Raw genomic sequence first — 26770 nt, 5'->3', positions numbered from 1 at the left:
ACACCCGCGCCCCGCACCCGCGCCCCACGCCCCACACCCGCGCCCGCGCCCCGCACCCGCGCCCCACACCCACGCCCACGCCCCACGCACGCCCGCGCCCCCCGTCCGCGGCGGTTAGGTCCTCCTTACCGGCCGGTCCGTTCCGGGGCCTCGAACCGCCGTCCTAGACTTGTCCCCGTTCGATGGCAGAACTGCGAGCGTCGTCCCGGGGCGACCGAGAGGGGTGATCGGTGACCACGTCGGCTCAGGATGCGTCGGCCCAGTCCGCCGCCGTCGATCGGCGCACGCCGAAGATCGTCACCCCGCGCCGGCCGTCCGGAACGCTGTACCGCGGCCGCGAGGGCATGTGGTCGTGGGTGCTGCACCGCATCACCGGTGTCGCGATCTTCTTCTTCCTTCTCGTGCACATCCTCGACACGTCGCTCGTGCGCATCAGCCCGGGGGCGTACAACGCCGTCATCGGCACCTACAAGACGCCGATCATGGGCCTCGGCGAGGCCGCGCTCGTGGCGGCGATCGGATTCCACGCCCTCAACGGCCTGCGCATCATCCTCGTCGACTTCTGGGGCTGGGGCACCCGGCACCAGAAGCTGCTGTTCTGGATCGTCATCGTGCTGTGGGTCGTGCTCCTCGCGGGCTTCCTGCCGCGCCAGTTCATGCACATCTTCGGAGGCGAGTGATGACGAGCTTCCCGCTGCCCCGCTCGGGCGAGCCCGCTCCGCGCCGTCGCTTCAACATCGAGAAGTGGGGCTGGATCTACATGCGCGGCTCGGGCGTCGTGCTCGTGGTGCTCATCTTCGGCCACCTGTTCGTCAACCTGTTCGCCGGTGACGGCGTGCAGGCGATCGACTGGGCATTCGTCGCCGGCAAGTGGGCGAACCCGTTCTGGATCGTCTGGGACCTGCTGCTGCTCTGGCTCGCCCTCATCCACGGCGCCAACGGCATGCGCACGATCATCAACGACTACGCCACCCCGGGGCTGCGCAGGGTGTTCCTCATCCTGCTCGCGGCCGCGACCATCGTCCTCCTCATCCTGGGAACCCTCGTGCTCACGACCTTCGACCCCTGCCTCGACCCCGACACGGCCGCGACCCTCGGGACGGTGTGCAAGTGACGATCGAGTTCCAGGGCGGCGGCCCGGGCGTCGCAGACGGGACACTGATCGACGGGGTGCACTACCACCAGCACGACATCGTCATCGTCGGCGCGGGCGGCGCCGGGATGCGGGCCGCGATCGAGGCGGGACCGCAGGCCAACACCGCGGTCATCTCCAAGCTCTACCCGACGCGCTCGCACACGGGCGCCGCGCAGGGCGGCATGGCCGCGGCCCTCGCGAACGTCGAGGAGGACAGCTGGGAGTGGCACACCTTCGACACGATCAAGGGCGGCGACTACCTCGTCGATCAGGACTCCGCGGAGATCCTCGCGAAGGAGGCGATCGACGCCGTCATCGACCTCGAGAACATGGGCCTGCCGTTCAACCGCACGCCCGAGGGCAAGATCGACCAGCGCCGGTTCGGCGGCCACACCGCCGACCACGGCAAGACCCCGGTGCGCCGCGCGTGCTACGCCGCCGACCGCACGGGCCACATGATCCTGCAGACCCTGTTCCAGAACTGCGTGCGACTCGGCATCAACTTCTTCAACGAGTTCTACGCGCTCGACGTCGTCATGACCGACGGGAAGCCGTCGGGCGTCGTCGCCTACGAGCTCGCGACGGGCGAGCTCCACGTCTTCCAGGCGAAGGCGATCATCTTCGCGACGGGCGGCTTCGGCAAGATCTACAAGACGACCTCGAACGCGCACACGCTCACGGGCGACGGGGTCGGCATCATCTGGCGCAAGGGGCTGCCGCTCGAGGACATGGAGTTCTTCCAGTTCCACCCGACCGGACTGGCCGGCCTCGGCATCCTGCTCACCGAGGGCGCGCGCGGCGAGGGCGCGATCCTGCGCAACGGCGATGGCGAGCGCTTCATGGAGCGTTACGCCCCCACCATCAAGGACCTCGCGCCGCGCGACATCGTCGCCCGGTGCATGGTGCAGGAGGTCGCGGAGGGCCGCGGCGCCGGTCCGCACAAGGACTACGTGCTGCTCGACTGCACGCACCTCGGCGCCGAGGTGCTCGAGACGAAGCTGCCCGACATCACCGAGTTCGCCCGCACCTACCTCGGCGTCGACCCCGTCGTCGAGCCCGTGCCCGTGATGCCGACCGCGCACTACGCGATGGGCGGCATCCCGACGAACAACAACGCCGAGGTGCTCGCCGACAACGAGACGATCGTGCCGGGCCTGTACGCCGCGGGCGAGTGCGCGTGCGTGTCGGTGCACGGCTCGAACCGGCTCGGCACGAACTCGCTGCTCGACATCAACGTGTTCGGCAAGCGCGCCGGCAACAACGCGGCCGCCTACGTCACGACCGTCGACTTCACGCCGCTGCCCGAGAACCCGGCCGCGTTCGTCGCGGGGCTCGTCGCCCAGCTGCGCGACTCCGTCGGCACCGAGCGCATCGCCCCGCTGCGCAAGGAGCTGCAGGAGGAGATGGACAAGAACGCCCAGGTGTTCCGCACCGACGAGAGCCTCGAGAAGGTGACCCACACCATCCACGGGCTGCGCGAGCGCTACCGGAACGTCGCCATCCAGGACAAGGGCAAGCGCTTCAACACCGACCTGCTCGAGGCGATCGAGCTCGGCTTCCTGCTCGACCTCGCCGAGGTCGTCGTCTACTCGGCCCGCAACCGGCTCGAGAGCCGCGGCGGCCACATGCGCGACGACTACCCGAAGCGCGACGACGAGAACTACATGAAGCACACCATGGCCTACCTGACCGGCGACCCGCACAGCGCGGATGCCGCAGACCACATCAAGCTGGACTGGAAGGCCGTGCGCATGACCCGCTATCAGCCGATGGAACGGAAGTACTGAACATGGCGACCGCAGTGCTCGAGGATGCCGCCCCCGCGGCCGACGCGCCCATCAAGCCGTTCACGGTGACGCTCATCATCCGCCGTTTCGACCCGGATGTGGACACCGAGCCGCGCTGGCAGGACTTCGACGTCGAGATGTACTCGACCGACCGCATCCTCGACGCGCTGCACAAGATCAAGTGGGAGCAGGACGGCTCGCTGACGTTCCGCCGGTCGTGCGCGCACGGCATCTGCGGCTCCGACGCGATGCGCATCAACGGCCGCAACCGGCTCGCCTGCAAGACGCTGCTCAAGGACCTCGACATCACGAAGCCGATCTACGTCGAGGCCATCAAGGGACTTCCGCTCGAGAAGGACCTCGTCGTCGACATGGAGCCGTTCTTCGAGTCCTACCGCCAGATCAACCCGTTCCTCGTCGCGAACTCGAAGCCGGAGAAGGGCAAGGAGCGCATCCAGTCGGTGGCCGACCGCGAGCGCTTCGACGACACCACGAAGTGCATCCTGTGCGCCGCGTGCACCTCGTCGTGCCCCGTGTTCTGGACCGACGGCCAGTACTTCGGCCCGGCGGCGATCGTGAACGCGCACCGGTTCATCTTCGACAGCCGCGACGACGCCGCGGGCGTGCGCCTCGACATCCTCAACGACCGCGAGGGCGTGTGGCGCTGCCGCACGACGTTCAACTGCTCGGAGGCGTGCCCGCGCGGCATCCAGGTGACGAAGGCGATCGCCGAAGTCAAGCAGGCTGTGATGCGCGGTCGCGCATAGCAGCGACGCGAAGCGTCGCGCGTGACCGCGCCGAGGGAGCCTGCGACCGAGGAGTCGCGCATAGCAGCGACGCGCGCGGTGGAGCTAGGGGCGACGCGCCAGCGTCGCCGCGACCCCAGCGCCGGGCGCGCCAGCGCCCGGGTGCGCGCGCGTTTCATTGCGCTCGGGACGGACCATGCCCGGCGCCGACCAACAGGACCGGCCGGCACGGCCGGCGGCGCCGCTGGCCTCAGGCGTTTGCGGCCGCGTCCCGGGCGCCGGCCGCCGAGCGCGCGGCGAGCGCAGCCCGAGCCTTCGTGCGCGCCTGCTCGAGCGTGACCGTCGCGAGCTCCGCCCGTACGTCGGCGAGCGCCGCCGGCGTCATGCTCAGCGTCGTCGCGCCGAGCCCGACGAGCACCACGGCGAGCTGCGGGTCGGCCGCCGCCTCACCGCAGATGCCGACGCCCTTGCCCGCCGCGGCCCCCGCCTCGCCGAGCCGCTGCACGAGCCGGAGCACCGCCGGATGCCACGGGTCCTGGTACGAGGCGACCGTGCCGAGCATCCGGTCGGCGGCGAGCGTGTACTGGGTCAGGTCGTTCGTGCCGATCGACACGAAGTCGCTCACCTCGGCCACCTGCTCGGCGACGAGCGCGAGCGACGGCACCTCGGCCATCACCCCGACGGTACGCAGGCCCAGCTCCTTGCCGAGCGCGACGAACCACGCGGCCTCCTCGGCATCCGCGACCATCGGCGCCATCACCCAGAGGTCCGCCTCGGTCGCGTCCTGGGCGTGCACGAGCGCCGTGAGCTGGTCGCGCAGGATCTGCTCGCTGGCCCGCAGCGCCCGCAGGCCGCGCAGCCCGAGCGCCGGGTTCTCCTCGTGCGCGTCGTTGAGGAACGACAGCGGCTTGTCGGCGCCCGCGTCGAGGCAGCGCACGACGACCTTCCTGCCGGGGAACTGCGACAGCAGCGCCGTGTACTTCGCCTCCTGCTGCTCGACCGTGGGCGCGCTCGTCGCGTCGAGGAACAGGAACTCGGTGCGGAACAGCCCGACGCCCTCGGCGCCGAGCGCGATGGCGTTCGCAGCCTCGTCCGGATCGCCGAGGTTCGCGAGCAGCGGCACCCGGGTGCCGTCCGCGAGCGCGCCGTCGGTGACGGGAGCGGATGCCGCGGTCGCGCGTTCCGCGATGCGGCGCTCGGCGTCGGCCACCGCATCCGTCGACGGGTCGACGACGACCGTGCCGGAACCGGCATCCGCGATGACGATGGTGCCGTCGGCGAGGTCGAGCACACCCGTCACGCCGACGATCGCGGGGATCGAGTTCGCGCGGGCGAGGATCGCGGTGTGGCTCGTGGGGCCGCCGTCGCGCGTCACGAGCGCGCGCACGACCCGGAAGTCGAGGGTCGCCGTGTCGGCCGGAGCGAGATCGGGTGCGACGAGCACGAACGGCTCGTCGCTGACCGGCACGCCCGGCGCCGCGACCCCGCGCAGGCGCGCGATGATGCGCTGGGCGACGTCGCCGAGGTCGGTGGCGCGCTCGGCCATGTAGCCGCCCATGCCGACGAGCAGCTCCTGGAACGCCGCGAACGCCTCGAACACCGCGCGCTCGCCCGTCTTGCCGCCCCCGATGAGCTCGCGGACGTTGTCGGCGAGCGTCGGGTCGGCCGCCATCATGGCCGCGGCCTCGAGCACCTCCTGCGCGTCGCCGCCGGCGTGCGCGCCTCGGGTGCGCAGCTCGTCCGCGACCGCGGCGAGGGCATCCGTCACGCGCGCGTACTCGGCGTCGGGGTCGCCCGCGAAGCGGTCGTCGACGGGCTCGGGAAGCGGATCGGGCATCCGGAGCACGGGGCCGACGGCGACCCCGCGACCCACCCCGATTCCGTGCAGTTCCATGGGAAAGACCTCCGTCGGACGGCGAACTCGCCCAGCCTAGTGCGGCCGAAACTAGGGTGAGCGCATGGCGGGTGCGGGGGGCGTTCAGCGGCTCATCCGGCGCGTGCTGGCGCTGCGTCCGGTGCGGGCGTTCCAGTCGTACACCGGTCATCGCGGGCCGATCCTCGCGAGCGGACTCGCCTACTCGGCCCTGTTCTCGGTGTTCGCGGCGGTGTGGGTCGCGTTCTCGGTCGCGGGACTCGTGCTCGCCGGCGACGACCAGCTGCGCGCCAGTTTCGTCGGCGCGGTGGCGGACACCGTCCCGGGCCTCATCTCCACCGGCGGCGCGAGTGGCGCCATCGATCCCGATGATCTGCTGCAGTCGCCGACGTTCAGCTGGACCGGCATCGTGGCGCTCCTCGGCGGGCTGCTCACCGCCCTCGGCTTTCTCTCCAGCGCACGCGACGCCATCCGAGAGATGTTCTCGCTGCCTCCGCCGCGGGTCAACGGCGTGCTGCTGAAGCTGCGCGACCTGGCGCTGCTCGTCGGTTTCGCGGTCGTCGTCATCGTGTCGACGGGGGTCACCGTGCTCGGCACCGGGGCGACGGGGGCGCTGCTATCACTCGTCGGCATCCCGTCCGACTCGGACCTCGGCTACGTCGCGGGACGCGTCGTCTCGATCGCCGTCGCGCTCGCGCTCGACTCGCTCGTCGTCGGGGTGCTGCTGACGCTGCACTCGGGCATCCGGATCCCGCGCCGCCAGCTCGTGCCGGGCGCGCTCATCGGCGGTGCGGGGGCCGCCCTCCTCACCGTGCTGTTCCAGCTCGGCGTGCTCGGCGGCGCGGGCGCCAACCCGCTGCTCGGATCGTTCGTCGTCATCATCGGCCTGCTGATCTACTTCAACGTCCTCTGCCAGGCGCTGCTCATCGCGGCGTCGTTCGTCGCGGTCTCGCTCGCCGACCGCGGCATCTCGGTCGTGCCGAAGGACGCGGAACGGATGCCGCGGCACGCCCGTCCCGCGCTGCAGCGCCCGCGCGTCCGCCGCGAGCGCTGAGCGGCCGCGTCGCGCGGCAGGCGCTGAGCGTCTCCGCCCCCGAAAAGCGCTGAGCGTCTCCGCCCCCGAAAACGAAGGAGGATCGAGCCGTATCGGCGGCGGGGCCGCGCATCCGACCCGGATCGCGCCGGTCCTCCTTCGTTTTCGGGACTGTCGGCGGGCGTCCCTAGGATCGGGGCGTGCCTGCCGTCAAGCCGCTCCGCGTCGCATCCGTCAACGTCAACGGCGTGAGGGCCGCGTACCGCAAGGGCATGGGCGACTGGCTCGCGACGCGCGGGGTCGACATCCTGGCGATGCAGGAGGTGCGCGCGTCGACGGAAGACCTCGAGGCGCTGCTCGGCGACGAGTGGGACCTGCTGCACGACGCCGCCACCGCACAGGGCCGCGCCGGGGTCGCGATCGCATCCCGCCGCCGCGCCACGATCCACCGAGTCGCCCTCGGCGACGACGACTTCGACTCCGCCGGACGCTGGCTCGAGGCCGACTACGAGCTCGACGACGGCGCGATCATCACGGTCGTCTCGACCTACGTGCACTCCGGCGAGGCCGGCACCGACAAGCAGGTCGAGAAGTACAGGTTCCTCGACGCGATGACCGCACGGATGCCGGAGCTCGCCGCCCACTCCCGCTACGCGCTCATCGTCGGCGACCTCAACGTCGGGCACCGCGAGCTGGACATCCGCAACTGGAAGGGCAACCGCAAGAACGCGGGCTTCCTCCTCGAGGAGCGCGCGTACTTCGACGCGTTCTTCCACGCGCCGGGATCGTTCGAGGCCGTCGACGGCTCGACGCGCGAGGGACTCGGCTGGGTCGACGTCGGCCGCCGCCACGCGGGCGAGGTCGACGGCCCGTACACCTGGTGGTCCCAGCGCGGACAGGCGTTCGACAACGACACCGGCTGGCGCATCGACTACCACGTCGCGACCGAGCCGCTCGCGGCATCCGTCGTCTCCTACGCCGTCGACCGCGCCTCCGCGTGGGACACCCGGTGGAGCGACCACGCACCGGTCGTCGTCGACTACGCCATCTAGCCGCGACCGCCGTCCGGCCCGCGCGCCCCCGGCATCCGTTCGCACCTGGAAGAATGGGGCGGTGACGAAGCCCCGCCTGTTCTCCGGCATGCAGCCCAGCGCCGATTCGCTCCAGATCGGCAACTACATCGGGGCGCTCGTGCAGTGGCGGGACATGCAGGACAGCCACGACGCCGTGTTCTGCGTCGTCGACCTGCACGCGATCACGGTCGCGCAGGATCCCGCGCAACTGCGCGAGGCCACCCGGCGCACCGCGGCGCAGTACATCGCCGCCGGGATCGACCCGGCTCGGTCGATCCTGTTCATCCAGTCGCACGTGCCGGCCCACACCGAGCTCGCCTGGGTCCTCAACACGATCACGGGCTACGGCGAGGCCGCCCGCATGACCCAGTTCAAGGACAAGTCCGCCAAGCAGGGCACGGATGCCACGAGCGTCGGCCTGTTCACCTACCCCGTGCTCATGGCCGCCGACATCCTGCTCTACGACGCCGTCGACGTGCCCGTCGGCGACGACCAGCGCCAGCACGTGGAGCTCACGCGCGACCTGGCGATGCGGTTCAACGCGCGGTTCGGCGACACGTTCACGATCCCGGCTCCGGTCATCCCGAAGGAGACCGCGCGCATCTACGACCTGCAGGAGCCGACCAACAAGATGTCGAAGTCCGCCTCGAGCGAGAAGGGCGTCATCTGGCTGCTCGACGACCCCGCAAAGACGGCGAAGAAGATCAAGGGCGCGACGACCGACTCCGAGGGGTCGGTGCGCTACGACGTCGCCGCCAAGCCCGGCATCTCGAACCTGCTGACGATCTACTCCTCCCTGTCCGGGCAGTCGATCGAGTCGCTCGAGGCGGAGTACGCGGGCCGCGGCTACGGGGACTTCAAGTCCGGGCTGGCGGACGTCGTCACGGCCACCTTCGCGCCGATCCGGGCGCGAGCCCTCGAACTCCTCGACGACCCGGCCGAGCTCGACCGCATCCTCGCAGCGTCCGCGGCGCGGGCGTCGGACATCGCCGACGCGAAGCTCGCCGAGGTCTACGATCGGGTCGGGTTCCTTCGGCGGCGCTGATGAAGCCCTTCGCGCTCGTCGCGGATGGCCTGACGCTCGACCGCCCGCTCGAGACTGATGTCGAGACCATCACCGCCTACTGCCAGGACCCGACCTTCGAGCGATACCTGACCACGCCCTGGCCCTATCGACGGGAGCATGCCGTCGGCTTCGTCGAGAGCCTCGTGCCGGAGTGGTGGCGATCCGAGAGCGAGCTGACCTGGGCGATCCGGCACGCGCCGGGTGCGCCGCTGCTCGGAGTCGTCGGCCTCGGCGTCGGCGCGAACCGCGCCCGCGGCATCGGCTTCTGGCTCGGCGCCCCGCACCGCGGCCAGGGCATCATGCCGCGCGCCGTGGAGGCGGTGTGCGGCTGGGCGCTCGACGCGGGCGGCGCGGCATCCGTGCATTGGGAGTGCGTCGTCGGCAACGTCGCGTCGATGGCCGTGGCCCGGAAGACGGGCTTCGCGTTCACCGGCGTCGGTCCCGGGCGGGTGCCGTCGCGCACCGGCGAGGCGATCGAGTGCTGGCACGGCGAGCTGCGCGCGGGAGCATCGCGGGAGCCGAAGCTCGGCTGGCCGGCGTGATCCGCGCGGTTCTGTTCGACCTCGATGACACCCTGTTCGCTCATCGCGCAGCGGTCGACGGGGGCATCGCACGAACGATCACGCGACATCCCGAGCTCGTCGGCGTCGACGCCCTCGCGGAGGTGGAGCGCTGGCGCGCGCTCGAGGAAGAGCACTACCACCGCTATCTCGCGGGTGAGCTCGACTCCGAGGGCCAGCGGTTCGCCAGGGCACGCGCGTTTCTCGGCCCGCACGGACTCGGCGAGCTCGTCGCCGACGACGCCGGCGCTCGGCTCTGGTGGGAGGCCTACTAGGCCGACTACGTCGAGTCGTGGACGCTGCACGGCGACGTGCCTCCGTGCCTCGATGCGCTCGACGCGGCGGGCATTGCGACCGGGATCATCACGAACGGCGAGCTGGGGTCTCAGACTCTGAACTCGAGGCGATCGGCCTCGCCGACCGCATGTCACCCGTTGTCGCATCCGGTGAGTTCGGCGCTGCGAAGCCCGACCCGCGAATCTTCACGGCCGCGTGCGAGGCGGCGGGCGTCGCTGCAGCCGAGGCGATGTACGTCGGCGACCGGCTGCGCACAGATGTCATCGGCGCCTGCCGCGCGGGGCTCGTCGGCGTCTGGATCGACCGTCTGCACACGGCGACGATCGCCGAGCGCACGGAGGCGTCCGCGGCAGCGGCGCACGTCATCCACTCCCTCGGCGAGCTGCCACCGCTGGCCGGCGTTCAGAACTCCTGATCGATCGGCGCAGGCGGGGCGGTTCGGCCGGTTCGCGACCCGAGGCGGCCGATTCGTCAGGAGTTCTGAACGAGAGCCACGAGTGATCGCACCGCGGCCATGGAGGCGTCGAGCTGGAACATGACGTGCTCGTAGCGCAGCCGCAGCACGATGTAGCCCGCGCGAGCGGCCGCGAGGTCGCGGTCGTAGTCCCGCGATGTCGCCTCGTCGGAGTCGTGCCACGCGTGGCTGTCGACCTCGATGACGATCCGGCCGGCGACGACGAAGTCGACGGTGCCGACGCCCGGGATCCGCACCTGCGGGACGAAGGCGATTCCGGCGTCCTCCAGGGCGAGCCGCAGGATCGTCTCGGTGCCCGACATGCACCGGCCGTCCGCGCGAGCGACGATGCGCCGGAGCCGGCGCGGGAGCGCGGCGCTCAAGACCTCGAGGTCCGTGCGCGAGATGAGGCCGAGGTTGAGCGCGCTGTCGATGCTCGCGACCGCGAACTCGAACGGGAGACAGTGGCACGCGTCGGCGAGCGCGTCGATCGGGTGGGCGGCCACGCGCGTGCCCGGTAGCGGTGCGGTGTGCCAGTGCAGCACCGTGCCGTGGGGAGCTCGGCGGATCCGCGACGCCCGGCCGTCGAGCTGCACGTGCACCGGGCCGCGGGACTGGGTCCAGACGCCGAGCGCGGTGAGCGCGCTCGCGCAGCCGAGCACGCCGCCCACCCGCACCGCGAGTGCGACGCTCGGGTCGCACCCGGCCGAGGCGTACACGCCGTTGCGCAGGCGGACGATGGCGCCCGAACGCACGGCCTCGGTGATGCTGCGCGCCGTCCATCCGGCGGCGAGCAGTTCGGTGCGGGTGGCGATCGTGGTCTCGTTCATGCCCGGGAGGATCGCGCTCGCGGACGCGCCTCGACCGCTCGCCGGCGAATCTGCTCGTTCAGAACTCCTGTGGAGGAGAGCCCGGCCGCCCGCCCGAGCCCAGAATCGGCCGATCCGGCCGAGCCGCACAGGAGTTCTGAACGCGGGCGCCCGGGAATACGCGCGGCGCCCCCGCGTTACACTCGTCGACAGAAACGTGCTCCGGGGTCGGTGAGAGTCCGAACCGGCGGTGATAGTCCGCGACCCGCGCGCCCGCCCGAAACGGCGAGCGCCGGTTGAGCCGGTGGAACTCCGGCACCGACGGTGACGTGACGCAGTTCGTGAGAACAGCGCCACGAAGTCCGGATGGGAGGCAGCACGAGCGTCGGGCCCGCGAGGGCGCTGGCGCTGGGCGGGATGCCCGAGGCATCCGCGACCCGTCATCCCCGGAGTCCCGACCAGGAGACCCGGATGACCGCCAGCGCCGATCGCGAGCGCCGCCCCGACGAGGCGGCCGGTGCCGATCGCGCGCGCCCAAGCGCGCCGACGCCGCACGCCCTCGACGTCGAGCCGCGCGACCCCCGCCTCGAGCTGATGCGCCGCGCGCTGAGCCTCGCCGCGAACGGTCCGCGCGGCATCAACCCGCGGGTCGGCTGCGTGCTCGCGGATGCCGCCGGTCGCGTCGTCGCGGAGGGCTGGCACCGCGGGGTCGGCACCCCGCACGCAGAGGTCGACGCCCTCTCGCAGCTGCCGACGAAACCCGACGGCGCCCCGGACGCCACCGGTCTCACCGCCTACGTGACCCTCGAGCCGTGCAACCACACGGGCCACACCGGTCCGTGCTCGCGCGCTCTCGTCGCGGCGGGCGTGAGCCGGGTCGTCTACGCGCTCGACGACCCCAACCCGGCGGCCGGCGGCGGCGCCGACACATTGCGCGTCGCGGGCGTCGCGGTCGAGGGCGGCGTCGACGCGGAGGAGGCCGCCGCATTCCTGCGCGCGTGGCTCATCACCGTGCGGGAGCAGCGTCCGTTCGTGACGGTCAAGTGGGCGTCGAGCCTCGACGGCCGCGCGGCCGCCGCCGACGGCACGAGCCAGTGGATCACCGGCACCGCCGCGCGCCAGCGCGTGCACGAGCAGCGCGCAGCGCACGACGCGATCGCGGTGGGCACGGGCACCGTGCTCGCCGACGACCCGAGCCTCACCGCGCGGGCGGATGCGGGCGAGCTGAGCCCGAAGCAGCCGGTCCCCGTCGTGATTGGCGAGCGCGCGGTGCCCGCCGACGCGCGGCTGCGTCGCCACCCGAAGCCGCTCGTCGAGCTGCGCACCCGGGACCTGCGGGCCGCGCTCGCGGACCTGTTCGAGCGCGGCATCCGTTCGCTCTACGTCGAGGGCGGCCCGACCCTCGCGAGCGCGTTCGTCGCGGCAGGGCTCGTCGACGACCTGCTCGTCTACCTCGCCCCGACGATCATCGGCGGACCGCGCGCCGCGATCACGGATGCCGGCGTCGCCACGATCGCCAACCAGCACCGCTTCGTCTTCACGGGCATCGAATCGCTCGGCGAGGACGTTCTCATCACCGCACAACCCGCCCCGCGTCGCGAGGCACCGAAGGAGCAGCACTGATGTTCACCGGAATCATCGAGGAGGTCGGCGAGGTCACGGCCTGGGCGCCGAGTGCCGACGCGGCCCGCATCACCGTGCGCGCGCCGCTCGCCGTGCAGGGGGCGCGGCACGGCGACTCGATCAGCGTGAGCGGTGTATGCCTGACGATCGTCGAGCAGGGCGAGGACTGGTTCACCGCGGACGTCATGGCCGAGACGAGCGACGTCGCGAAGCCGTTCCCCGCTGCGGGCGGGCGCGTCAATCTGGAGCGCGCCGCGCAGGTCGGCGACCGCCTCGGCGGCCACATCGTGCAGGGCCACATCGACGGCACGGCCGCCGTGCTGAGCATCGAGAACGGTGAGAAGTGGCGGGTCATCCGCTTCTCGCTCGATCCGGAGCACGGGCCGCTCGTCGCGCACAAGGGCTCGATCGCGATCGACGGCACGAGTCTCACGGTCTCCGCGGTCGGGCCGGCGGATGCCGCCGGCAGCTGGTTCGAGGTGAGCCTGATCCCCGAGACGCTCACCGCCACGACCCTCGGCGCGCTCGCGGTCGGCGACGCCGTCAACATCGAGACCGACATCCTCGCTCGCCACGTCGAGCGCATGCTGCAGTTCCGGACGGCGGTCGCCGGCGGTGCCGATGAGGCCGGCCGGGGTTCCGCGGGCATCTCCGGGTCGGCCGAGCTCGTCGGAGTTGTGGGCGACAACCACGAAGGGAGCGGGTCATGAGTCTCGCCGGGATCCCCGAGGCGCTCGCCGCGCTGCGCGCGGGCAAGCCGATCATCGTCGCGGACGACGAGAGCCGCGAGAACGAGGGCGACGTCATCATCAGCGCCGAGCTCGCGACGCGCGAGACCGTCGCGTGGATGGTCCGGCTCACATCGGGCTTCATCTGCGCCCCGATGACGGATGAGATCGCCGACCGCCTCGAACTGCCGATCATGGTCACCGCCAACGAGGACCCCCGCGGCACGAACTACACGATCAGCGTCGACAGCGCGGACCGGGTGACGACGGGCATCAGCGCGAGCGACCGCGCGCGCACCCTGCGCGTGCTCGCCGACCTCGGCTCGACGCCCGGCGACCTGCACCGTCCCGGCCACATCCTGCCGCTGCGCGCGGTGCCGGGGGGCGTGCGCGAGCGCGCCGGGCACACCGAGGCGGCCGTCGACCTCATGAAGCTCGCGGGGCTCTCCCCCGTCGGCGCGATCGGCGAGATCGTCGGCGACGACGGCGAGATGATGCGCCTGCCGCAGCTGCTCGAGCTCGGGGCGCGGGACGGCGTGCCGGTCATCACGATCGAGGAGCTCATCCGCTTCCTCGACGCCGAGCACCCGGACGAGCCGACGCCGTGCGCTGTCGTCGTGCCGGAGAGTCCGCGCGTCGACTTCGAGGTCGAGACGAGCATCCCGACCGACCACGGCACGTTCCGGTTCCGGGCGTACCGCGACCGCCAGACCGGCGCCGACCACATCGCCGTCGTCAAGGGACACCCGGCGAACGGCACGCTCCTGCGCGTGCACTCCGAGTGCGCGACGGGTGAGATCTTCGGCTCGTTCAAGTGCGAGTGCGGCCCGCAGCTCGACGCCGCGCTCGACGCGATCGAGGCCGCGGGCGAGGGCGTCGTCATCTACATGCGCGGCCATGAGGGTCGCGGGATCGGGCTCGTCAACAAGCTCAAGGCCTACGCCCTGCAGGAGCGGGGACTCGACACGCTCGAGGCGAACATCGCCCTCGGCTTCCCGGCCGACGGGCGCGACTACGGTGCGGCGGTCGCGATCCTCGAGGACCTCGGCATCAGCGAGGCGCGGGTGATCACCAACAACCCGGAGAAGCTGCAGCAGCTCACCGAGCGCGGCATCCGGGTCATCGAGCAGGTGCCGCTCGTCGTCGGCGTCGGGCGGTTCAACGAGGGCTACCTCGAGACGAAGCGCGACCGGATGGGGCACCTGCTGCCCGCCAACGACGCCCTCGACGAGCAGGTGCTCGCGAACGGCGCCGGGTCGCGGACGACGACGGCCGGGGCTGCGGGGCGGTCCGCGGGGACGACGACGGCCGGGTCTGCGGCCACGGAAGGACGGAACTCATGAGCGGCGAGGGCGCACCGGACGCGAACGGCATCGACGGGCGCGGCATCCGCGTGACGATCGTCGCCGGGCAGTGGCACGAGAGCATCGCGACGGGGCTGCTCGCGGGCGCGAAGCGCGCGCTCGACGCGGTCGGCGCGGACTACGACGTGGTGCCGGCGCCGGGCAGTTTCGAGCTGCCGGTGCTCGCGAAGGCGGCCCTCGATGCGGGCGCGGATGCGGTGGTCGCGCTCGGCGTCATCGTGCGCGGCGGCACTCCCCACTTCGAGTACGTGAGCGCGGCCGCGACCGACGGCCTCACGCGCGTCGCCCTCGACACGGGCAAGCCCGTCGGCTTCGGCGTGCTCACCCTCGACGACGAGCAGCAGGGTCTCGACCGGGCCGGCTACCCGGACTCGACGGAGGACAAGGGGGCCGAGGCCGCCTACGCCGCGGTCGCGACGGCTGTGTCGCTGCGCGGCATCCGCGGCTGACCCGAAAACGAAGGAGAACCGTGCCGAGGGCGCGGTATCCACCCCGTTTCTCGCGCGACCACCCGGGTTCTCCTTCGTTTTCGGGAACGCCGCGAGTCCGCCCCGCTCCGGGCGCGACCCGGGGCGGACTCGCCCGGCCCCGCGCATCCGGCGGTCGGCGGATTGGTTAACATCTGCGTAACATAGGTGGGTGCACCCGGCCACGAACCGGGGCACGTCGGCCCCAGCGCGGTGGCACCCCGCGCATCCGCCGGCCCTCCACCTCGGGCTTTCGCGGATCTCGCGCCCATCGTTCCCCGTCTCCTCCGGAGTTCTCCCATGTCCGCTGCGGTCGCATCCGCACCCCCTTCCCCCGTCAACCCGCGCTCGCGCGTGCTCATCGCGAGCCTCATCGGCACGTCGATCGAGTTCTACGACTTCTACGTCTACGCGACGGCGGCCGTGCTCGTGTTCCCGAGCCTGTTCTTCCCGAACCAGGACGCGACGACCGCGCTCCTCGCCTCGTTCGCGTCGTTCGGCGCCGCGTTCGTCGGTCGCCCGCTCGGCTCGATCGTGTTCGGCCACTTCGGAGACCGCGTCGGCCGCAAGACGACCCTCATCGCGGCGCTGCTCACGATGGGCATCGCGACGTTCCTGATCGGATGCCTGCCGGGTGCCGCGACGCCGGGCTGGACGTTCCTCGCACCGGCGCTGCTCACCGTGTTCCGCTTCGCGCAGGGCATCGGCCTCGGCGGCGAGTGGAGCGGGGCGGCCCTGCTCGCCACCGAGAACGCCCCGGCCGGCAAGCGCGCGATCTTCGGCACCTTCCCGCAGCTCGGCGCGCCGATCGGCTTCATCATCGCGAACGGCCTGTTCCTCGTGCTCAACCTGACGATGAGCGCGGAGGCGTTCGCCGGGTGGGGCTGGCGCATCCCGTTCCTGGCGAGCGCGCTGCTCGTGATCGTCGGCCTGTACGTGCGCTTCCGCCTCATCGAGGCGCCCGCGTTCACCGCCGTCAAGGAGCAGGGCGCCATCGCGCGGATGCCGCTGGGTCGCGTGTTCCGCACGAGCTGGCGGCAGCTCATCCTGGGCACGTTCATCATGCTCGCGACCTACGTGCTCTTCTACCTCATGACGACGTTCACCCTCACGTTCGGCACGACCGCCGCGTCGGTCGAGACGGCGCAGGCCGCGGCGGATGCCGCCGGCAAGCCCTTCAACGCGGCCGCCTTCGTGCCCGGGCTCGGCTACACGCGCACCGAGTTCCTCGTCATGCTCATCATCGGGGTCGTGTTCTTCGGCATCTTCACGCTCCTCGCCGGTCCGCTCGCCGAGCGCTTCGGACGCCGCGCCATGCTCTCGGTCGTGACCGCGGGCATCGTCGTGTTCGGCCTGCTGTTCGTGCCCCTCGCCGGCGGCGGCATCGTCGGCGTGATGGCGTGGCTCATCCTGGGCTTCACGCTCATGGGGCTCACCTTCGGCCCGATGGGCGCGACGCTGCCCGAGCTGTTCGCGACCAACGTGCGCTACACGGGTTCCGGCATCAGCTACAACGTGTCGAGCATCATCGGCGCCGCGGTCGCGCCGTTCATCGCGGTGGCGCTCTGGCAGGCGGCGCACGGCAGCGTGTTCTTCGTCGGCCTCTACGCCTCGGTCGCCGCGGTGATCACCCTCATCGCGCTGCGCCTGTCGAAGGAGACCCGCGACTCGGACTACGCGACGATCGTCGAGTGACCCGACCCGGGGCGCCCGTTCAGCGCGGGCGCCCGGTGCAGAACTCCGGAGAAGCTGACGTCACGGGGCCGACCGCCGCCGTGGATTCCGCGGATTCGTGCCGATCTCGCGAGTCGCCGACCCGCGTTTCTCCGGAGTTCTGAACGCGGAAGACGGTGAGCGCGCGGTTCTCCTTCGTTTTCTGCAGCGTCGACCACGCCCGGGAGCGCGAACGGCGGGCCACCCGCGGCGCCGGCCGCGGCGCCGTTCAGAACTCCGGTGGAATCGACGCGACGCCGCGGCCCGCCCGCGGAACGACAGCTGCCGCGGCCAGGTCGGTGCGCGACCTACAGGAGTTCTGAACGAGAACCGACCGACAGAACCCGCACCGAGCCCACAGCGCGCGCTCCTTCGTTTTCGGGGACGGAACAGCGAGACCGCGCCAGCGCGACCCGGGCCGGCGCGACCGGCTCAACGGCGGGGCGGCAGCGGCTCCCCGATCGAGAGCATGAGGCGGTTGGCCCAGTTGAAGAAGCCCGCGGACTGGATGACGTCGACGATCGCCTGGTCGTCGAGCCCGGCGGCGCGCAGCGCCTCGACGTGGGCGGGTCCGAAGAACGACGGCGTCGCCGTGAGCGCCGCCGACGCCTCGATGATCGCGGTCCAGCGCTCGTCCTGCTCGGCGTCGATGCCCTCGTCGAGCAGGCGCTGCACGTCATCGCGCCGGCCGGACTGCTCGATCGCGAAGCGGGCGTGCACCGACGCGCAGAACAGGCACCCGTTGGTGCGACTCGCGGCGGCGGCGGCGAGCTCGCGCTCGGCGCGGTCGAGCCCGCCCTCGTCGTTTGTGAAGATGTCGATGTCGGCCCGGGTGCGGGCGCCGAGCACGATCGGGTCGCGCACGAGCACGCGAAAGTACGGATCGGTGACGTCGCGCCCCTCGAGCGCGTGACGGTCCTCGGCGGTGAGGTCATCGACGGGCTTCGGCTCGAGCCAGGGGCGCCAGCCCAGCCGCTCGGCCGTGAACGCGTTCGGGCGCACGACGCCCGGGTAGCGCACGATCTGGTCGGTCATGTCAGTTCTCCTCCGCAAACACCGCGAACACCGCGAACACCGCGAACACGGTGAAGCCCCCGACGAGCCCGGGGCGGCGCACGATCTGGTCGCTCATGTCAGTCCTCCTCCGCGTGCGCCGCGAACACCGCGAACACCGCGAACACCGCGAACACCGCGAGCACGGTGAAGCCCCCGACGAGCCCGGGGCGGCGCACGATCTGGTCGGTCATGTCAGTCCTCCTCCGCGTGCGCCGCGAGCACGGTGAAGCCCGCGACGAGCCTCAGTTGGAAGTGGACGAACGCGATGAGCTGCGAGAGCGTCACGATCCCGTCGGTCGTCCAGCCCGCGTCGAGCAGGGCCTGCAGGGCGTCCGGCGAGGCGTCGCGCGGCCGGTAGGTGACGAGGTGCGCGTGCTCGAGGGCGGCGGCCAGGCGCGGGCCGCCCGCCGCGGCGATCCCGGCGGGCGCGCTCCACTCCGGCGCCGCCTCGTCCTCGACGCTGAGCGGGCCGGGCGGGTAGCTGCCGACGGGACCGGTCGTCGTCGCGGCGGGCAGCGCCGCGTCGATCGCCGCGAGGACGTCCGGGTCCAGGCCGGCGAGCAGGCCGCGGTAGTGCTCGGCGAGGCGCGCGGCGCCGCTGAGCGCGGCGACCCAGTAGGCGACGGCGATCCGTTCCGCCGCGCTCGCCCGCCCGAGGTCGCGCGGGTCGGCGATGAGCGCGTCGTAGCTGGCCTGCACGTCGCGGCGAGCGGTGGGGCGCCGCGAGCGCAGCACGTCGAGCGGGCTGCCCGGCGCGATGCCGGCGAGGTCGTCGATGAGGTCAGACACGGGAATCCTCCTTCGGAGCATGGGCGGCCGGCGTCCAGCCGAGCGCGGGCGCGACGCGCGTCGCGATGAGCTCGAGCGAGCGCAGCAGCACGTCGTGCGGCGGGTCGACCGGATGCGATTGGAACACCAGGTCGGTCGCCCCGAGCAGCACGCTGTCGTGGCTCAGCTCCTCGACGACCCGTTCGGGCGTGCCGACGTGGAGGTCGAACAGCGCCCGCAGCTCGTCGGTCGTCGCCCCGGACGGCACGTCGACGCCGAGGGCGCGGGCGGCCGGGATCGAGCGCTCGATCCCGCGCTGCACGAGCCGCTCCGCGGTCGCCTCGTCGTCGACGACGACGAGGTTGCGCGAGCCGAACACGCGCGGCGGCACGCCCGCGGGCAGGGCCGCTCGGTGGGCGTCGACGAGCGGGCGCTGGGTCGCGGAGAGCGCGCCGGGGCCGGCCGGGGCATCCGCGTCGTGCGGCTGCGTCTTGGACAGCATGAGACCGGATGCCGCGGCGCCGATGCGCCCGGCACCGGCCGCCGAGAAGGTCGCCTCCCAGATCGTGTCGAGCAGGCCGGGTGCCGCGGGGTACAGGCCGCCGCCGTCGCTCGTGAGCACGTCGCCGCGCAGCGCGGCCCGCAGCTGTGCGGCGTGCCGGGCGTAGATCACCGGGCGGTCGGCGGGGTCGTGCCCGAACGGGCCGAACGAGCTCGGCGTGCCCCCGCTGCCGATGCCGAGCTCGAACCGCCCGCCGGAGAGCAGGGAGAGCACCGCGGCATCCTCCGCGACCCGCAGCGGGGCCTCGAGCGGCAGCGTGACGATGCTCGTGCCGAGCACGATCCGGCTGGTGCGGGCGGCCGCGGTCGCGAGCAGCACGAGCGGCGACGGCAGGCCGCCCTCGTCGCCGTGGAAGTGGTGCTGCGCCACCCACGCGGTGTCGAAGCCGACGGCCTCGGCGTGGGCGATCTGCTCGATCGCGAGCCGGTAGCGCTCGGCGGGCGCGACCTCGTCGAGCACGCGGGTGAAGAATCCGAGTCGTTGACGGGTCACGGGGTCCCGCTCCTTCCGAGATAGGCCTCCTGGATGCGCGGGTCGTCGAGCAGGTCGCGCGCCGAGCCGGCGACCGTGATCTCGCCCGTCGCGAGCACGTAGCCGCGGCTGGCGATCGACAGGGCGAGCTCCGCCTGCTGCTCGACGAGCAGCACCGCGACACCGAGCTCGCGGTTGATGCGGGCGATTTCGTCGAGCACCTGGTCGACGAGCTTCGGCGACAGGCCCATCGTCGGCTCGTCCATGCAGACCAGGCGCGGCCGGCTCATGAGCGCCCGCGCGAACGCGAGCATCTGCTGCTCGCCGCCGGAGAGCGTCCCGGCCTCCTGACGACGACGCTCGGCGAGGCGCGGGAAGTGCTCCCGCATCCGCTCGAGGTCCTCGGCGATGCCGGCCCGGTCGTGGCGCGTGTAGGCGCCGGCGATGAGGTTCTCGTCGACGGTCATCTGCGGGAACACCCGGCGCGCCTCGGGAACGGATGCGATGCCCGCCCGGACGCGCGCCGCCGTCGGCCGCGTGGTCACGTCGTGCCCCGCGAGGCTGATCGTGCCGGAGCGAACCCGGTTGAGCCCGAGGATCGTCTTCATGGTCGTCGACTTGCCCGAGGCGTTGCCGCCGAGCAGTGAGACGATCTCGCCCGCGCCCACGTCGATGGACACCCCGCGCAGCGCGTGGAAGTGGCCGTAGTAGACGTCGACGGAGTCGAGCCGCAGCAGCGGCTCCGCGGCCGTCATGACGCCTCCTCTTCGCCGCCGAGGCCGCGCCGGCGGCCCAGGTAGGCCTCGATGACGACCGGGTCGCGCCGCACGGCCTGCGGGTCGCCCTCGGCGATGATGCGCCCGCCGTCCATCACGATGACCCGGTCGGACACGGTCAGGACGAGGTCGAGCTTGTGCTCGACGAGCAGGATCGACTGTCCCTCGGCCTTGAGCTCGAGCAGCTGCTGCAGCACCTCGGCGGTCTCCGACTGGTTCATGCCGGCGGTCGGCTCGTCGAGCACGAGCAGCCGCGGGGCCGGCGCGAGCGCCCGTGCGATCTCGGTGCGGCGCCGGTTCGCGTAGCTGAGCGAGTAGGCGGGCTCGTCGCGTCGCGGCCCGAGGCGCGCCTCGAAGCGGTCGATCTCGGTGGCGATCGTCGCGTCGATCTCCCGTCGCTCGCGGCGCGCCGCCGGTGTGCCGACGATCGCGACGACGAGCTCGCCGAGCAGCGGGATCCAGCGCACCAGGAAGCGCGAGCCGATCCGCCGGAACGGGCGCGTGGCCCGCAGCGTGGAGTGGATGCCGACCTCGATGTTGTCCGCGACGGAGAGCGTCGCGAACACCCGCCCGTTCTGGAACGTGCGGGCGATGCCGTGCTCGGCGATGCGCACCGGGTCGGCGCCGTCGATGCGCACGCCGTCGAGCTCGATCGTGCCGCCGTGCGCCGGGATGGTGCCCGTGACGAGGTTGAGCGTCGTCGTCTTGCCCGAGCCGTTCGGGCCGATGATCGACACCACCTCGCCCGGCGCGACGGCGAACGAGATGCCGTCGACGGCCGTGAGGCCCGCGAATCGGCGGGTGAGGCCCGCGACCGCGAGGAGCGGGGCATCCGTTGCGATCGCGGTCATGCGTTCCTCACCAGCACCCCTCCGGGACGGAACCGCACCACGAGGATGAGCACGAGCCCGTAGACGATGATGCGCAGCTCGGGCGTGAAGCGCAGCAGCTCCATGGCGCCGATGAGCACGATCGAGCCGACGACCGCGCCGTACGGCAGGCTCACCCCGCCGAGGATGACGATCGTGACGACGAGCAGCGACATGAGCATCGTGAAGATGCTCGTGTCGATATAGGTGTACTGGTGCGCGAGCAGCGAGCCGCCCACCCCCGCGAAGAACGCGGAGATCGCGAACGCGAGCGCCTTGTAGTCGCGCACCCGCACGCCGGCGGCGAGCGCCGCGACCTCGTCCGAGCCGACCGCGGAGATCACCCGCCCGAGGTGCGAGCGACGGATGCGCCCGGTCACCACGAGCGTGAGGATGAGCACGACGACGTCGATGAGGTAGTACGCGAGGGGCGTGTTGAGCGCGATGCCGCCGATCGAGGGCACCGGGATGCCGTAGACCCCGTTCGGGTAGACGAGCTGGATGACCGCGACGATCGCCACCCCGAGCCCGAGCGTCGCGATCGAGATGTAGTGTCCGCGCACCCCCCAGATCGGCGAGGCGAGCACCGAGGCGACGATCGCCGCGACGAGCCCGGACAGCGGTAGGGCGACCCAGAACGGCAGGTGCACGACGAGCGTCAGCACGGCCGACGCGTAGGCGCCGATCGCGATCGGGCCGGCCTGGCCGAGCGCCACGACGCCGGCCTGTCCCGCGGTGACGGTGAAGCCCGCGGCGATGATCGCGTAGACGAGCACCTGGGTGCCGGTCGTGAGCACGTAGCGGTTCCCGAAGATCGGCACGAGCACCGCGATCACGACGGCGCCCGCGATCCACCCCCAGCGCGGGATGCGGAACGGCCGCCCCTTGCCGAGGAACGTGCCGGTGAGCGGCTCGGTCGAGAGCAGCGGCACACGCCCGAGCAGGCCGCCGGGACGGATGATGAGCACGAGCAGGAGCACCACGAACACGATGATCTGCCGGGCGGTGTCGCCGAAAAGGTAGATGCCGAACGCCTCGAGCGTGCCGAGCAGGAAGCCGCCGATGACCGCGCCGACGAGCGAGCCGAGCCCGCCGAGCGTCGCCGCGACGAACGCGGTCATGCCGATGTTGAGGCCCGACGTGGGGTTCACGACGCCGATGTAGATGGAGAAGAACACGCCGGCGAGCCCGCCGAGCGCGGAGGCGACCACGAACGACACGTGCTGCACGCGCGCCACGGGGATGCCGACCTGGAGGGCCGCCTCCGCATCCTGCGCCGTCGCACGGATGCCGCGGCCGAGCTTGCCGTACTTGAGGAACAGGGTCATGCCGATCATCACGGCGGCCGTGATGCCGAGCATGACGAGGTCGGACGTGCCGAAGCGCATCGCGCCGATCCGGAGGTTCGTGGTCGGCAGCACGGCCGGGAACACCCGGAACTGCGCGCCGAAGGCGAGCTGCGACGCGTTGTCGAGGATCTGCGAGACCGCGTACGTCGACAGCATCGCCGCGAGCGGCAGGAACCGCGCGAGCGGGCGAACGACCGCGAGGTTGATCACGAGCCCGAGCGCGGCGCACACGACGAGCACGAGCGGCAGGGCGAGCCAGAACGACATGCCGAGCCGCACGATGAAGAACCAGGCGAGCATCGCGCCGAGCCCGAAGAACGAGAACTGCGCGAAGTTGACGACGTTCATGACGCCGAAGACGAGCGAGATGCCGACCGCTCCGAGGGCGTAGACGTTCCCCCGGAGCAGGCCGGCGATCAGAGTGTCGAGCACGGAATCAGCCCTGGTACTCGGCCCACTTCCCGTCGGTGAGGATCGTGGGCGTGAGCTTCGGCGAGGCGACCCGGCGGGTCGTCGGGTCGAACGTGATCGTGCCGTAGACGAGGCTCGGCACGTCCTTGAGCTTCTGGAAGCCCTCGAGGATGCCCGCCCGCGTGATGCCGCCGACCTTCGCGGCCTCGACCGCGACGTGCAGCGCGTCGTAGGCGCCCGCCTCGAACAGGGTCACGCCGGTCTCGTCCGGGTACTTCTTGGTGAACGCCGAGACGAAGGCCTGCACCGCCGGGTCGGTGCTGTCGGCGACGAACTCGCTGCCGATGATCGAGCCCTCGGCATCCGGGTTCGTGTTGAACGACTCCTCGTCCTGGCCGCCGTAGAAGGTGCCGTCGTAGCCGATCGCGCGCAGTTGCGTGACGATCTTCGAGGCGTCCGGGCCGTAGCCGATCTCGACGAACGCGTCGGGGTCACCCGCGACGGCCTTGGTGAGCGAGGGGCGGTAGTCGTCGGAGGTCGCGTCGACGCCCTCCGCGTCGGTGATCGTGAGCCCGATCTTGTCGGCCTCCGCCTTGAACGCGTTGTAGGCCGGGATGCCCCAGTCCGAGGTGTTGAGGTAGGCGACGCCGACCGAGTCGACGCCCTGGTCCTTGATGTAGTCGGCGGTCCAGGTGTAGTTCGCGTCGGTCGTGATCGCGGTCGACCACTGGTACTCGGAGCCCTTCGCGGTGAAGTCGGGGTTCGAGTTGTTGTAGCCGTACTGCACGAGCTTGCCGGCCGTGTAGATCGGGCTCGCGGGGATGGACGCCGACGACGAGTAGTCGCCGAACGCGAGGATGACCTGCGGGTCGTCGACGAACTTCTGGGCGACCGTGACCGACTGCTTCGGGTCGGACTGGGAGTCCTCGTACTTGAGGGCGACCGGGTGGCCGTCGATGCCGCCGTCCGCGTTGACCTCCTCGACCGCGAGGTCGAAGGCCTCCTTGAACTGCTTGCCGTACTCCGCGTAGTCGCCCGTGGTCGCGGACGAGACGCCGAAGTAGACGGTGCTGCCGTCGGAGGCGGCGTCGCTCGGGGTGCCGCCGTCACCGGCCAGGCTGCAGCCGGCGAGGGCGGCGGTGACGGTGATCGCCAGTGCGGCGATCGGCGCGATGCGGGCGGGACGGATCATGGCGGGGACTCTTTCTCCGACTGTGCGACAGCCGGGGCTGCGATGCCGGGCGCCCGCCGAGCGAGGCGCCGCGGGCTTGCAGCGAGAATAGGAAAGTCCGGCGCCGGGCGGCGACTCGTGTGACGCTCGATGACGGCCTGTCAATGCGGGTTGACACTGCGGCATCCGTCAACTACGGTTGAACACATGACGGATGCGATGCGAACCCTGACCGCGGAGGCCGGCGACGAGAACCCGCTCGCCGCCCTGCACGCGGTGGCCCGGATGCGCGCGGAGCTCGACCGGCACGAGGCGGCGCTCGTGCGGAAGGCCCGCAACCTCGGCATGAGCTGGCCGATCATCGCGACCGCGCTCGGCGTCACCCGCCAGGCCGTGCACAAGCGCTACGGCAAGGCCTGACGCCGCGCGCGCCGCGAGCGCCGCGAGCGCCTGACGCCGCGCCCCGGCGATCGCCCCGAGCCGGCGCGAGCCGACCGCGTGATGACTCCTCGCGGAGTACGGATGCCGTGCCCCGCCCCAGCAGACTGGATACCGCTATGAGCTCCGCCGCGTCATCCTCCCGCACCTCCCCACGCCGGGCGAGTGCCGCATCCGCCGACCGCCGCACGCCACCCGGGCGCCGCACGCCACCCGCCGGCCGTCGGTCGCCATTCGGCCGCCGTACGCCGCAGGAGGGTCCGCGCGCGAGCTTCCGCCAGCTGCTGCCGTTCCTCCTCGAGCACCGGACGGCGCTCGTCGTCGCGCTCGTGCTGAGCCTTGTCTCGGCGGGCATGTCGCTGCTGCAGCCCGTGCTCGTGTCGAGGGTCATCGCCGACGTGCAGTCCGGCGCCGGTCTCGGCGGGCTGGTCTGGGCGCTCGTCGCGCTCGTCGCCGTCGGCGGCGTGATCAGCGGCGTGCAGCACTACGTGCTCCAGCGCGCGGGCACGAGCGTCGTCTACTCCGCCCGGCGGCGGCTCGTGACACGGATGCTGCACCTGCCGATCGTCGAGTACGACACGCGCCGCACGGGCGACCTGGTCTCGCGCGTCGGCAGCGACACGACGCTGCTCTACGCGGTCATGACCCAGGGGCTCACGGATGCGCTCGGCTCGGTCGTGCTGTTCGTCGGGGCGCTCGTCGCGATGCTCATCCTCGACCCGGTGCTGCTCGGGCTCACCGTGCTCGTGATCGCGATCACCGTCGCGGTCGTGCTCGTGCTCTCCGGGCGCGTGCGCCGGGCGAGCGCCGAACAGCAGGCGCGCGTCGGCGACCTCGCGTCATCCGTGGAACGCGCGCTCGGCGCCATCCGCACCGTGCGCGCCGCGAACGCGACCGACCGCGAGGTCGCGAGCATCGACGCGGATGCCGAGCGCGCCTTCCGCGCGGGCGTCAAGGTCGCGAGCGCCTCGGCCGTCATCGTGCCGCTGTCGTTCATCGCGATGCAGGTGTCGTTCCTCGTCGTGCTCGGCGTCGGCGGCTACCGCGTCGCGAGCGGCGCGATCACGATCGCGAGCCTCGTGGCGTTCATCCTGTTCCTGTTCATGATGATCATGCCGCTCGGCCAGGCGATCGGCGCCCTCAACTCGGTCAACCAGGCGCTCGGCGCGGTCGGCCGCATCCAGGAGATCATCGAGCTGCCGAGCGAGACGGAGGGCGACGCGGCCGCGCAGCCGACGATCGAGACGCCCGCAACGGGGCCGACGGATGCGGCGATCGCGTTCGACGACGTCGCTTTCGCCTATCCCGTGCCCGCCGGTGCGGATGCCGCGGGCGCCGAGCTCTCCCGCAGCGAGCGGGCCGCGATGCTGCGCGAGCTCGGCGCGGAGGCCGGGAGCGAGGGGCCTCCCGAGGTCGTTCCGGCCGGACAGCGGGACGACGGCGTGCTGCACGGCGTCTCGTTCACGGTGCCGCGCGGGCAGCGTGTCGCACTCGTCGGCCCGTCCGGTGCGGGCAAGTCGACGATCCTCGCGCTCATCGAGCGCTTCTACGATCCGACCGCGGGCGCGGTGCGGCTCGGCGGGATCGACATCCGTTCGATCCCCCGGGACGAACTGCGGGCGCAGATCGGCTACGTCGAGCAGGACGCGCCCGTGCTCGCCGGCACGATCCGCGACAACCTGCTGCTCTCAGCGCCCCAGGCCACGGACGAGCAGTGCCTCGCGGTGCTCGCCGCGGTGAACCTCACGGGCGTCGTGTCGCGGTCGGGGCTCGGCCTGGACGCGCAGGTCGGCGAGGACGGCATCATGCTCTCCGGCGGCGAGCGCCAGCGGCTCGCGATCGCGCGGACGCTGCTCGCGGCTCCCCCGATCCTGCTGCTCGACGAGTCGACGTCGTCGCTCGACGGGGTCAACGAGCAGCTCATGCGCGAGGCGATCGACGCGGTCGCGAGCGATCGCACGCTGCTCGTGATCGCGCACCGCCTCTCGACCGTCGTCGACTCCGACCGCATCGTCGTGCTCGAGGCCGGCCGCGTGGTCGGTGTCGGCACGCACTCGGAGCTCGTGCGCTCTACCCCGCTCTACGCGGAGCTCGCGAAGCACCAGCTCCTGGTCTGACCCTGCGCGCCCTCCCGCCCTCCCGCGCTCGCGCCCTCCCGCCCTCCCGCTCTC

The 26770-nt window shown here is 71.9% G+C and carries 26 protein-coding genes; 17 read left to right on the top strand and 9 right to left on the bottom strand.

Features of this window, described 5'->3' with window-relative positions:
• The first annotated feature begins 293 nt into the window (after positions 1 to 293).
• Genes sdhC through QT381_RS11540 form a run of 4 tightly spaced genes read left to right on the top strand, consistent with a single transcriptional unit; the run spans position 294 to position 3689 of the window.
• Complete coding sequence (gene sdhC / locus QT381_RS11555) at positions 294 to 680, top strand: succinate dehydrogenase, cytochrome b556 subunit (RefSeq protein ID WP_289249096.1); 387 nt, start codon at positions 294 to 296, stop codon at positions 678 to 680.
• On the top strand, positions 680 to 1114 hold the full coding sequence (locus QT381_RS11550; protein WP_289249094.1) for a succinate dehydrogenase hydrophobic membrane anchor subunit: 435 nt from the start codon (positions 680 to 682) through the stop codon (positions 1112 to 1114). The genes sdhC and QT381_RS11550 overlap by 1 nt, the downstream gene beginning before the upstream one ends.
• A complete protein-coding gene (gene sdhA / locus QT381_RS11545) occupies positions 1111 to 2922 on the top strand; it encodes a succinate dehydrogenase flavoprotein subunit (RefSeq protein ID WP_289249093.1) in 1812 nt (603 codons plus the stop codon). The genes QT381_RS11550 and sdhA overlap by 4 nt, the downstream gene beginning before the upstream one ends.
• 2 nt (positions 2923 to 2924) lie before the next feature.
• A complete protein-coding gene (locus QT381_RS11540) occupies positions 2925 to 3689 on the top strand; it encodes a succinate dehydrogenase iron-sulfur subunit (RefSeq protein WP_289249092.1) in 765 nt (254 codons plus the stop codon).
• 229 nt (positions 3690 to 3918) lie between these two features.
• On the opposite strand, the gene ptsP is transcribed toward QT381_RS11540, so the two are convergent.
• The gene (gene ptsP / locus QT381_RS11535) at positions 3919 to 5562 is read right to left on the bottom strand and encodes a phosphoenolpyruvate--protein phosphotransferase (protein WP_289249091.1); all 1644 of its coding nucleotides are present in this window, start codon (positions 5560 to 5562) and stop codon (positions 3919 to 3921) included.
• A gap of 64 nt (positions 5563 to 5626) precedes the next feature.
• On the opposite strand from ptsP, the gene QT381_RS11530 reads away from it, so the two are divergent.
• The 6 genes from QT381_RS11530 (at position 5627) to QT381_RS11505 (ending at position 9985) form a co-directional block, all read left to right on the top strand.
• Positions 5627 to 6595 (top strand): YihY/virulence factor BrkB family protein, encoded by a 969-nt coding sequence (locus tag QT381_RS11530; protein ID WP_289249090.1) that lies wholly within the window; start codon positions 5627 to 5629, stop codon positions 6593 to 6595.
• Between the two features lie 179 nt (positions 6596 to 6774).
• Complete coding sequence (locus QT381_RS11525; RefSeq protein WP_289249089.1) at positions 6775 to 7626, top strand: exodeoxyribonuclease III; 852 nt, start codon at positions 6775 to 6777, stop codon at positions 7624 to 7626.
• Positions 7627 to 7687: 61 nt separating this feature from the next.
• Positions 7688 to 8692: a tryptophan--tRNA ligase gene (gene trpS, locus QT381_RS11520; protein ID WP_289249088.1), complete on the top strand. Its 1005-nt coding sequence runs from the start codon at positions 7688 to 7690 to the stop codon at positions 8690 to 8692.
• Positions 8692 to 9255 (top strand): GNAT family N-acetyltransferase, encoded by a 564-nt coding sequence (locus QT381_RS11515; protein ID WP_289249087.1) that lies wholly within the window; start codon positions 8692 to 8694, stop codon positions 9253 to 9255. Before trpS ends, QT381_RS11515 begins: the two co-directional genes overlap by 1 nt.
• Positions 9252 to 9548 carry an HAD family hydrolase gene (locus QT381_RS11510; protein ID WP_289249086.1) on the top strand — a complete coding sequence of 99 codons (297 nt, stop codon included), beginning with the start codon at positions 9252 to 9254 and terminating at the stop codon, positions 9546 to 9548. The genes QT381_RS11515 and QT381_RS11510 overlap by 4 nt, the downstream gene beginning before the upstream one ends.
• Positions 9549 to 9697: 149 nt before the next feature.
• Complete coding sequence (locus tag QT381_RS11505) at positions 9698 to 9985, top strand: HAD family hydrolase (protein WP_289249085.1); 288 nt, start codon at positions 9698 to 9700, stop codon at positions 9983 to 9985.
• Positions 9986 to 10041: 56 nt separating this feature from the next.
• On the opposite strand, the gene QT381_RS11500 is transcribed toward QT381_RS11505, so the two are convergent.
• Positions 10042 to 10854, bottom strand: coding sequence for a type IV toxin-antitoxin system AbiEi family antitoxin domain-containing protein (locus QT381_RS11500; protein ID WP_289249084.1), 813 nt, complete (start codon positions 10852 to 10854; stop codon positions 10042 to 10044).
• A gap of 573 nt (positions 10855 to 11427) precedes the next feature.
• Between QT381_RS11500 and ribD the strand changes: the two genes are divergently transcribed.
• The 5 genes from ribD (at position 11428) to QT381_RS11475 (ending at position 16710) form a co-directional block, all read left to right on the top strand.
• Positions 11428 to 12456, top strand: a complete 1029-nt coding sequence (ribD, locus tag QT381_RS11495) for a bifunctional diaminohydroxyphosphoribosylaminopyrimidine deaminase/5-amino-6-(5-phosphoribosylamino)uracil reductase RibD (RefSeq protein ID WP_289249095.1) — start codon at positions 11428 to 11430, stop codon at positions 12454 to 12456.
• Entirely contained in the window at positions 12456 to 13166 is a 711-nt protein-coding gene (locus QT381_RS11490) for a riboflavin synthase (RefSeq protein WP_289249083.1), read from the top strand. The genes ribD and QT381_RS11490 overlap by 1 nt, the downstream gene beginning before the upstream one ends.
• Positions 13163 to 14527: a GTP cyclohydrolase II gene (gene ribA, locus QT381_RS11485; protein WP_289249082.1), complete on the top strand. Its 1365-nt coding sequence runs from the start codon at positions 13163 to 13165 to the stop codon at positions 14525 to 14527. The genes QT381_RS11490 and ribA overlap by 4 nt, the downstream gene beginning before the upstream one ends.
• A complete protein-coding gene (gene ribH, locus QT381_RS11480; RefSeq protein WP_289249081.1) occupies positions 14524 to 14997 on the top strand; it encodes a 6,7-dimethyl-8-ribityllumazine synthase in 474 nt (157 codons plus the stop codon). Before ribA ends, ribH begins: the two co-directional genes overlap by 4 nt.
• Positions 14998 to 15315: 318 nt before the next feature.
• Complete coding sequence (locus QT381_RS11475) at positions 15316 to 16710, top strand: MFS transporter (protein ID WP_289249080.1); 1395 nt, start codon at positions 15316 to 15318, stop codon at positions 16708 to 16710.
• 450 nt (positions 16711 to 17160) lie between these two features.
• On the opposite strand, the gene QT381_RS11470 is transcribed toward QT381_RS11475, so the two are convergent.
• The 7 genes from QT381_RS11470 to QT381_RS11440 all read right to left on the bottom strand — a co-directional run bounded on the left by QT381_RS11470 (position 17161) and on the right by QT381_RS11440 (position 24182).
• On the bottom strand, positions 17161 to 17763 hold the full coding sequence (locus QT381_RS11470) for an alkylhydroperoxidase domain protein (protein WP_289249079.1): 603 nt from the start codon (positions 17761 to 17763) through the stop codon (positions 17161 to 17163).
• 213 nt (positions 17764 to 17976) lie between these two features.
• On the bottom strand, positions 17977 to 18573 hold the full coding sequence (locus QT381_RS11465) for a CMD domain protein (protein ID WP_289249078.1): 597 nt from the start codon (positions 18571 to 18573) through the stop codon (positions 17977 to 17979).
• Positions 18566 to 19606 (bottom strand): putative FMN-dependent luciferase-like monooxygenase, encoded by a 1041-nt coding sequence (locus tag QT381_RS11460; protein ID WP_289249077.1) that lies wholly within the window; start codon positions 19604 to 19606, stop codon positions 18566 to 18568. The genes QT381_RS11465 and QT381_RS11460 overlap by 8 nt, the downstream gene beginning before the upstream one ends.
• Positions 19603 to 20340 (bottom strand): ABC transporter ATP-binding protein, encoded by a 738-nt coding sequence (locus QT381_RS11455; RefSeq protein WP_289249076.1) that lies wholly within the window; start codon positions 20338 to 20340, stop codon positions 19603 to 19605. Before QT381_RS11455 ends, QT381_RS11460 begins: the two co-directional genes overlap by 4 nt.
• Positions 20337 to 21212: an ABC transporter ATP-binding protein gene (locus tag QT381_RS11450; protein ID WP_289249075.1), complete on the bottom strand. Its 876-nt coding sequence runs from the start codon at positions 21210 to 21212 to the stop codon at positions 20337 to 20339. The genes QT381_RS11455 and QT381_RS11450 overlap by 4 nt, the downstream gene beginning before the upstream one ends.
• Positions 21209 to 23011, bottom strand: a complete 1803-nt coding sequence (locus QT381_RS11445; protein ID WP_289249074.1) for an ABC transporter permease — start codon at positions 23009 to 23011, stop codon at positions 21209 to 21211. The genes QT381_RS11450 and QT381_RS11445 overlap by 4 nt, the downstream gene beginning before the upstream one ends.
• Positions 23012 to 23015: 4 nt before the next feature.
• The gene (locus QT381_RS11440; protein WP_289249073.1) at positions 23016 to 24182 is read right to left on the bottom strand and encodes an ABC transporter substrate-binding protein; all 1167 of its coding nucleotides are present in this window, start codon (positions 24180 to 24182) and stop codon (positions 23016 to 23018) included.
• 186 nt (positions 24183 to 24368) lie between these two features.
• Between QT381_RS11440 and QT381_RS11435 the strand changes: the two genes are divergently transcribed.
• Together QT381_RS11435 and QT381_RS11430 are read left to right on the top strand one after the other, a co-directional pair.
• Positions 24369 to 24581 (top strand): hypothetical protein, encoded by a 213-nt coding sequence (locus tag QT381_RS11435; RefSeq protein ID WP_289249072.1) that lies wholly within the window; start codon positions 24369 to 24371, stop codon positions 24579 to 24581.
• Positions 24582 to 24718: 137 nt separating this feature from the next.
• Complete coding sequence (locus QT381_RS11430) at positions 24719 to 26716, top strand: ABC transporter ATP-binding protein (protein WP_289249071.1); 1998 nt, start codon at positions 24719 to 24721, stop codon at positions 26714 to 26716.
• Positions 26717 to 26770 lie beyond the last annotated feature (54 nt).

The sequence above is a fragment of the Galbitalea sp. SE-J8 genome (genome assembly GCF_030345695.1).
In the GTDB taxonomy this organism is placed as follows: domain Bacteria; phylum Actinomycetota; class Actinomycetes; order Actinomycetales; family Microbacteriaceae; genus JAUASV01.
This window is presented reverse-complemented; position numbering and strand designations above follow the sequence as displayed.

Bases quoted from the DNA above. Each gene is read 5' to 3' on its own strand.
- QT381_RS11505 (WP_289249085.1), top strand. From the start codon at position 9,698: ATGTCACCCGTTGTCGCATCCGGTGAGTTCGGCGCTGCGAAGCCCGAC.
- ptsP (WP_289249091.1), bottom strand. From the start codon at position 5,562: ATGGAACTGCACGGAATCGGGGTGGGTCGCGGGGTCGCCGTCGGCCCC.
- QT381_RS11435 (WP_289249072.1), top strand. From the start codon at position 24,369: ATGACGGATGCGATGCGAACCCTGACCGCGGAGGCCGGCGACGAGAAC.
- ribH (WP_289249081.1), top strand. From the start codon at position 14,524: ATGAGCGGCGAGGGCGCACCGGACGCGAACGGCATCGACGGGCGCGGC.
- QT381_RS11500 (WP_289249084.1), bottom strand. From the start codon at position 10,854: ATGAACGAGACCACGATCGCCACCCGCACCGAACTGCTCGCCGCCGGA.
- QT381_RS11550 (WP_289249094.1), top strand. From the start codon at position 680: ATGACGAGCTTCCCGCTGCCCCGCTCGGGCGAGCCCGCTCCGCGCCGT.
- ribD (WP_289249095.1), top strand. From the start codon at position 11,428: ATGCGCCGCGCGCTGAGCCTCGCCGCGAACGGTCCGCGCGGCATCAAC.
- QT381_RS11450 (WP_289249075.1), bottom strand. From the start codon at position 21,212: ATGACCGCGATCGCAACGGATGCCCCGCTCCTCGCGGTCGCGGGCCTC.
- QT381_RS11475 (WP_289249080.1), top strand. From the start codon at position 15,316: ATGTCCGCTGCGGTCGCATCCGCACCCCCTTCCCCCGTCAACCCGCGC.
- QT381_RS11470 (WP_289249079.1), bottom strand. From the start codon at position 17,763: ATGACCGACCAGATCGTGCGCTACCCGGGCGTCGTGCGCCCGAACGCG.
- QT381_RS11490 (WP_289249083.1), top strand. From the start codon at position 12,456: ATGTTCACCGGAATCATCGAGGAGGTCGGCGAGGTCACGGCCTGGGCG.
- QT381_RS11455 (WP_289249076.1), bottom strand. From the start codon at position 20,340: ATGACGGCCGCGGAGCCGCTGCTGCGGCTCGACTCCGTCGACGTCTAC.
- QT381_RS11440 (WP_289249073.1), bottom strand. From the start codon at position 24,182: ATGATCCGTCCCGCCCGCATCGCGCCGATCGCCGCACTGGCGATCACC.
- QT381_RS11540 (WP_289249092.1), top strand. From the start codon at position 2,925: ATGGCGACCGCAGTGCTCGAGGATGCCGCCCCCGCGGCCGACGCGCCC.
- QT381_RS11515 (WP_289249087.1), top strand. From the start codon at position 8,692: ATGAAGCCCTTCGCGCTCGTCGCGGATGGCCTGACGCTCGACCGCCCG.
- ribA (WP_289249082.1), top strand. From the start codon at position 13,163: ATGAGTCTCGCCGGGATCCCCGAGGCGCTCGCCGCGCTGCGCGCGGGC.
- QT381_RS11430 (WP_289249071.1), top strand. From the start codon at position 24,719: ATGAGCTCCGCCGCGTCATCCTCCCGCACCTCCCCACGCCGGGCGAGT.
- QT381_RS11530 (WP_289249090.1), top strand. From the start codon at position 5,627: ATGGCGGGTGCGGGGGGCGTTCAGCGGCTCATCCGGCGCGTGCTGGCG.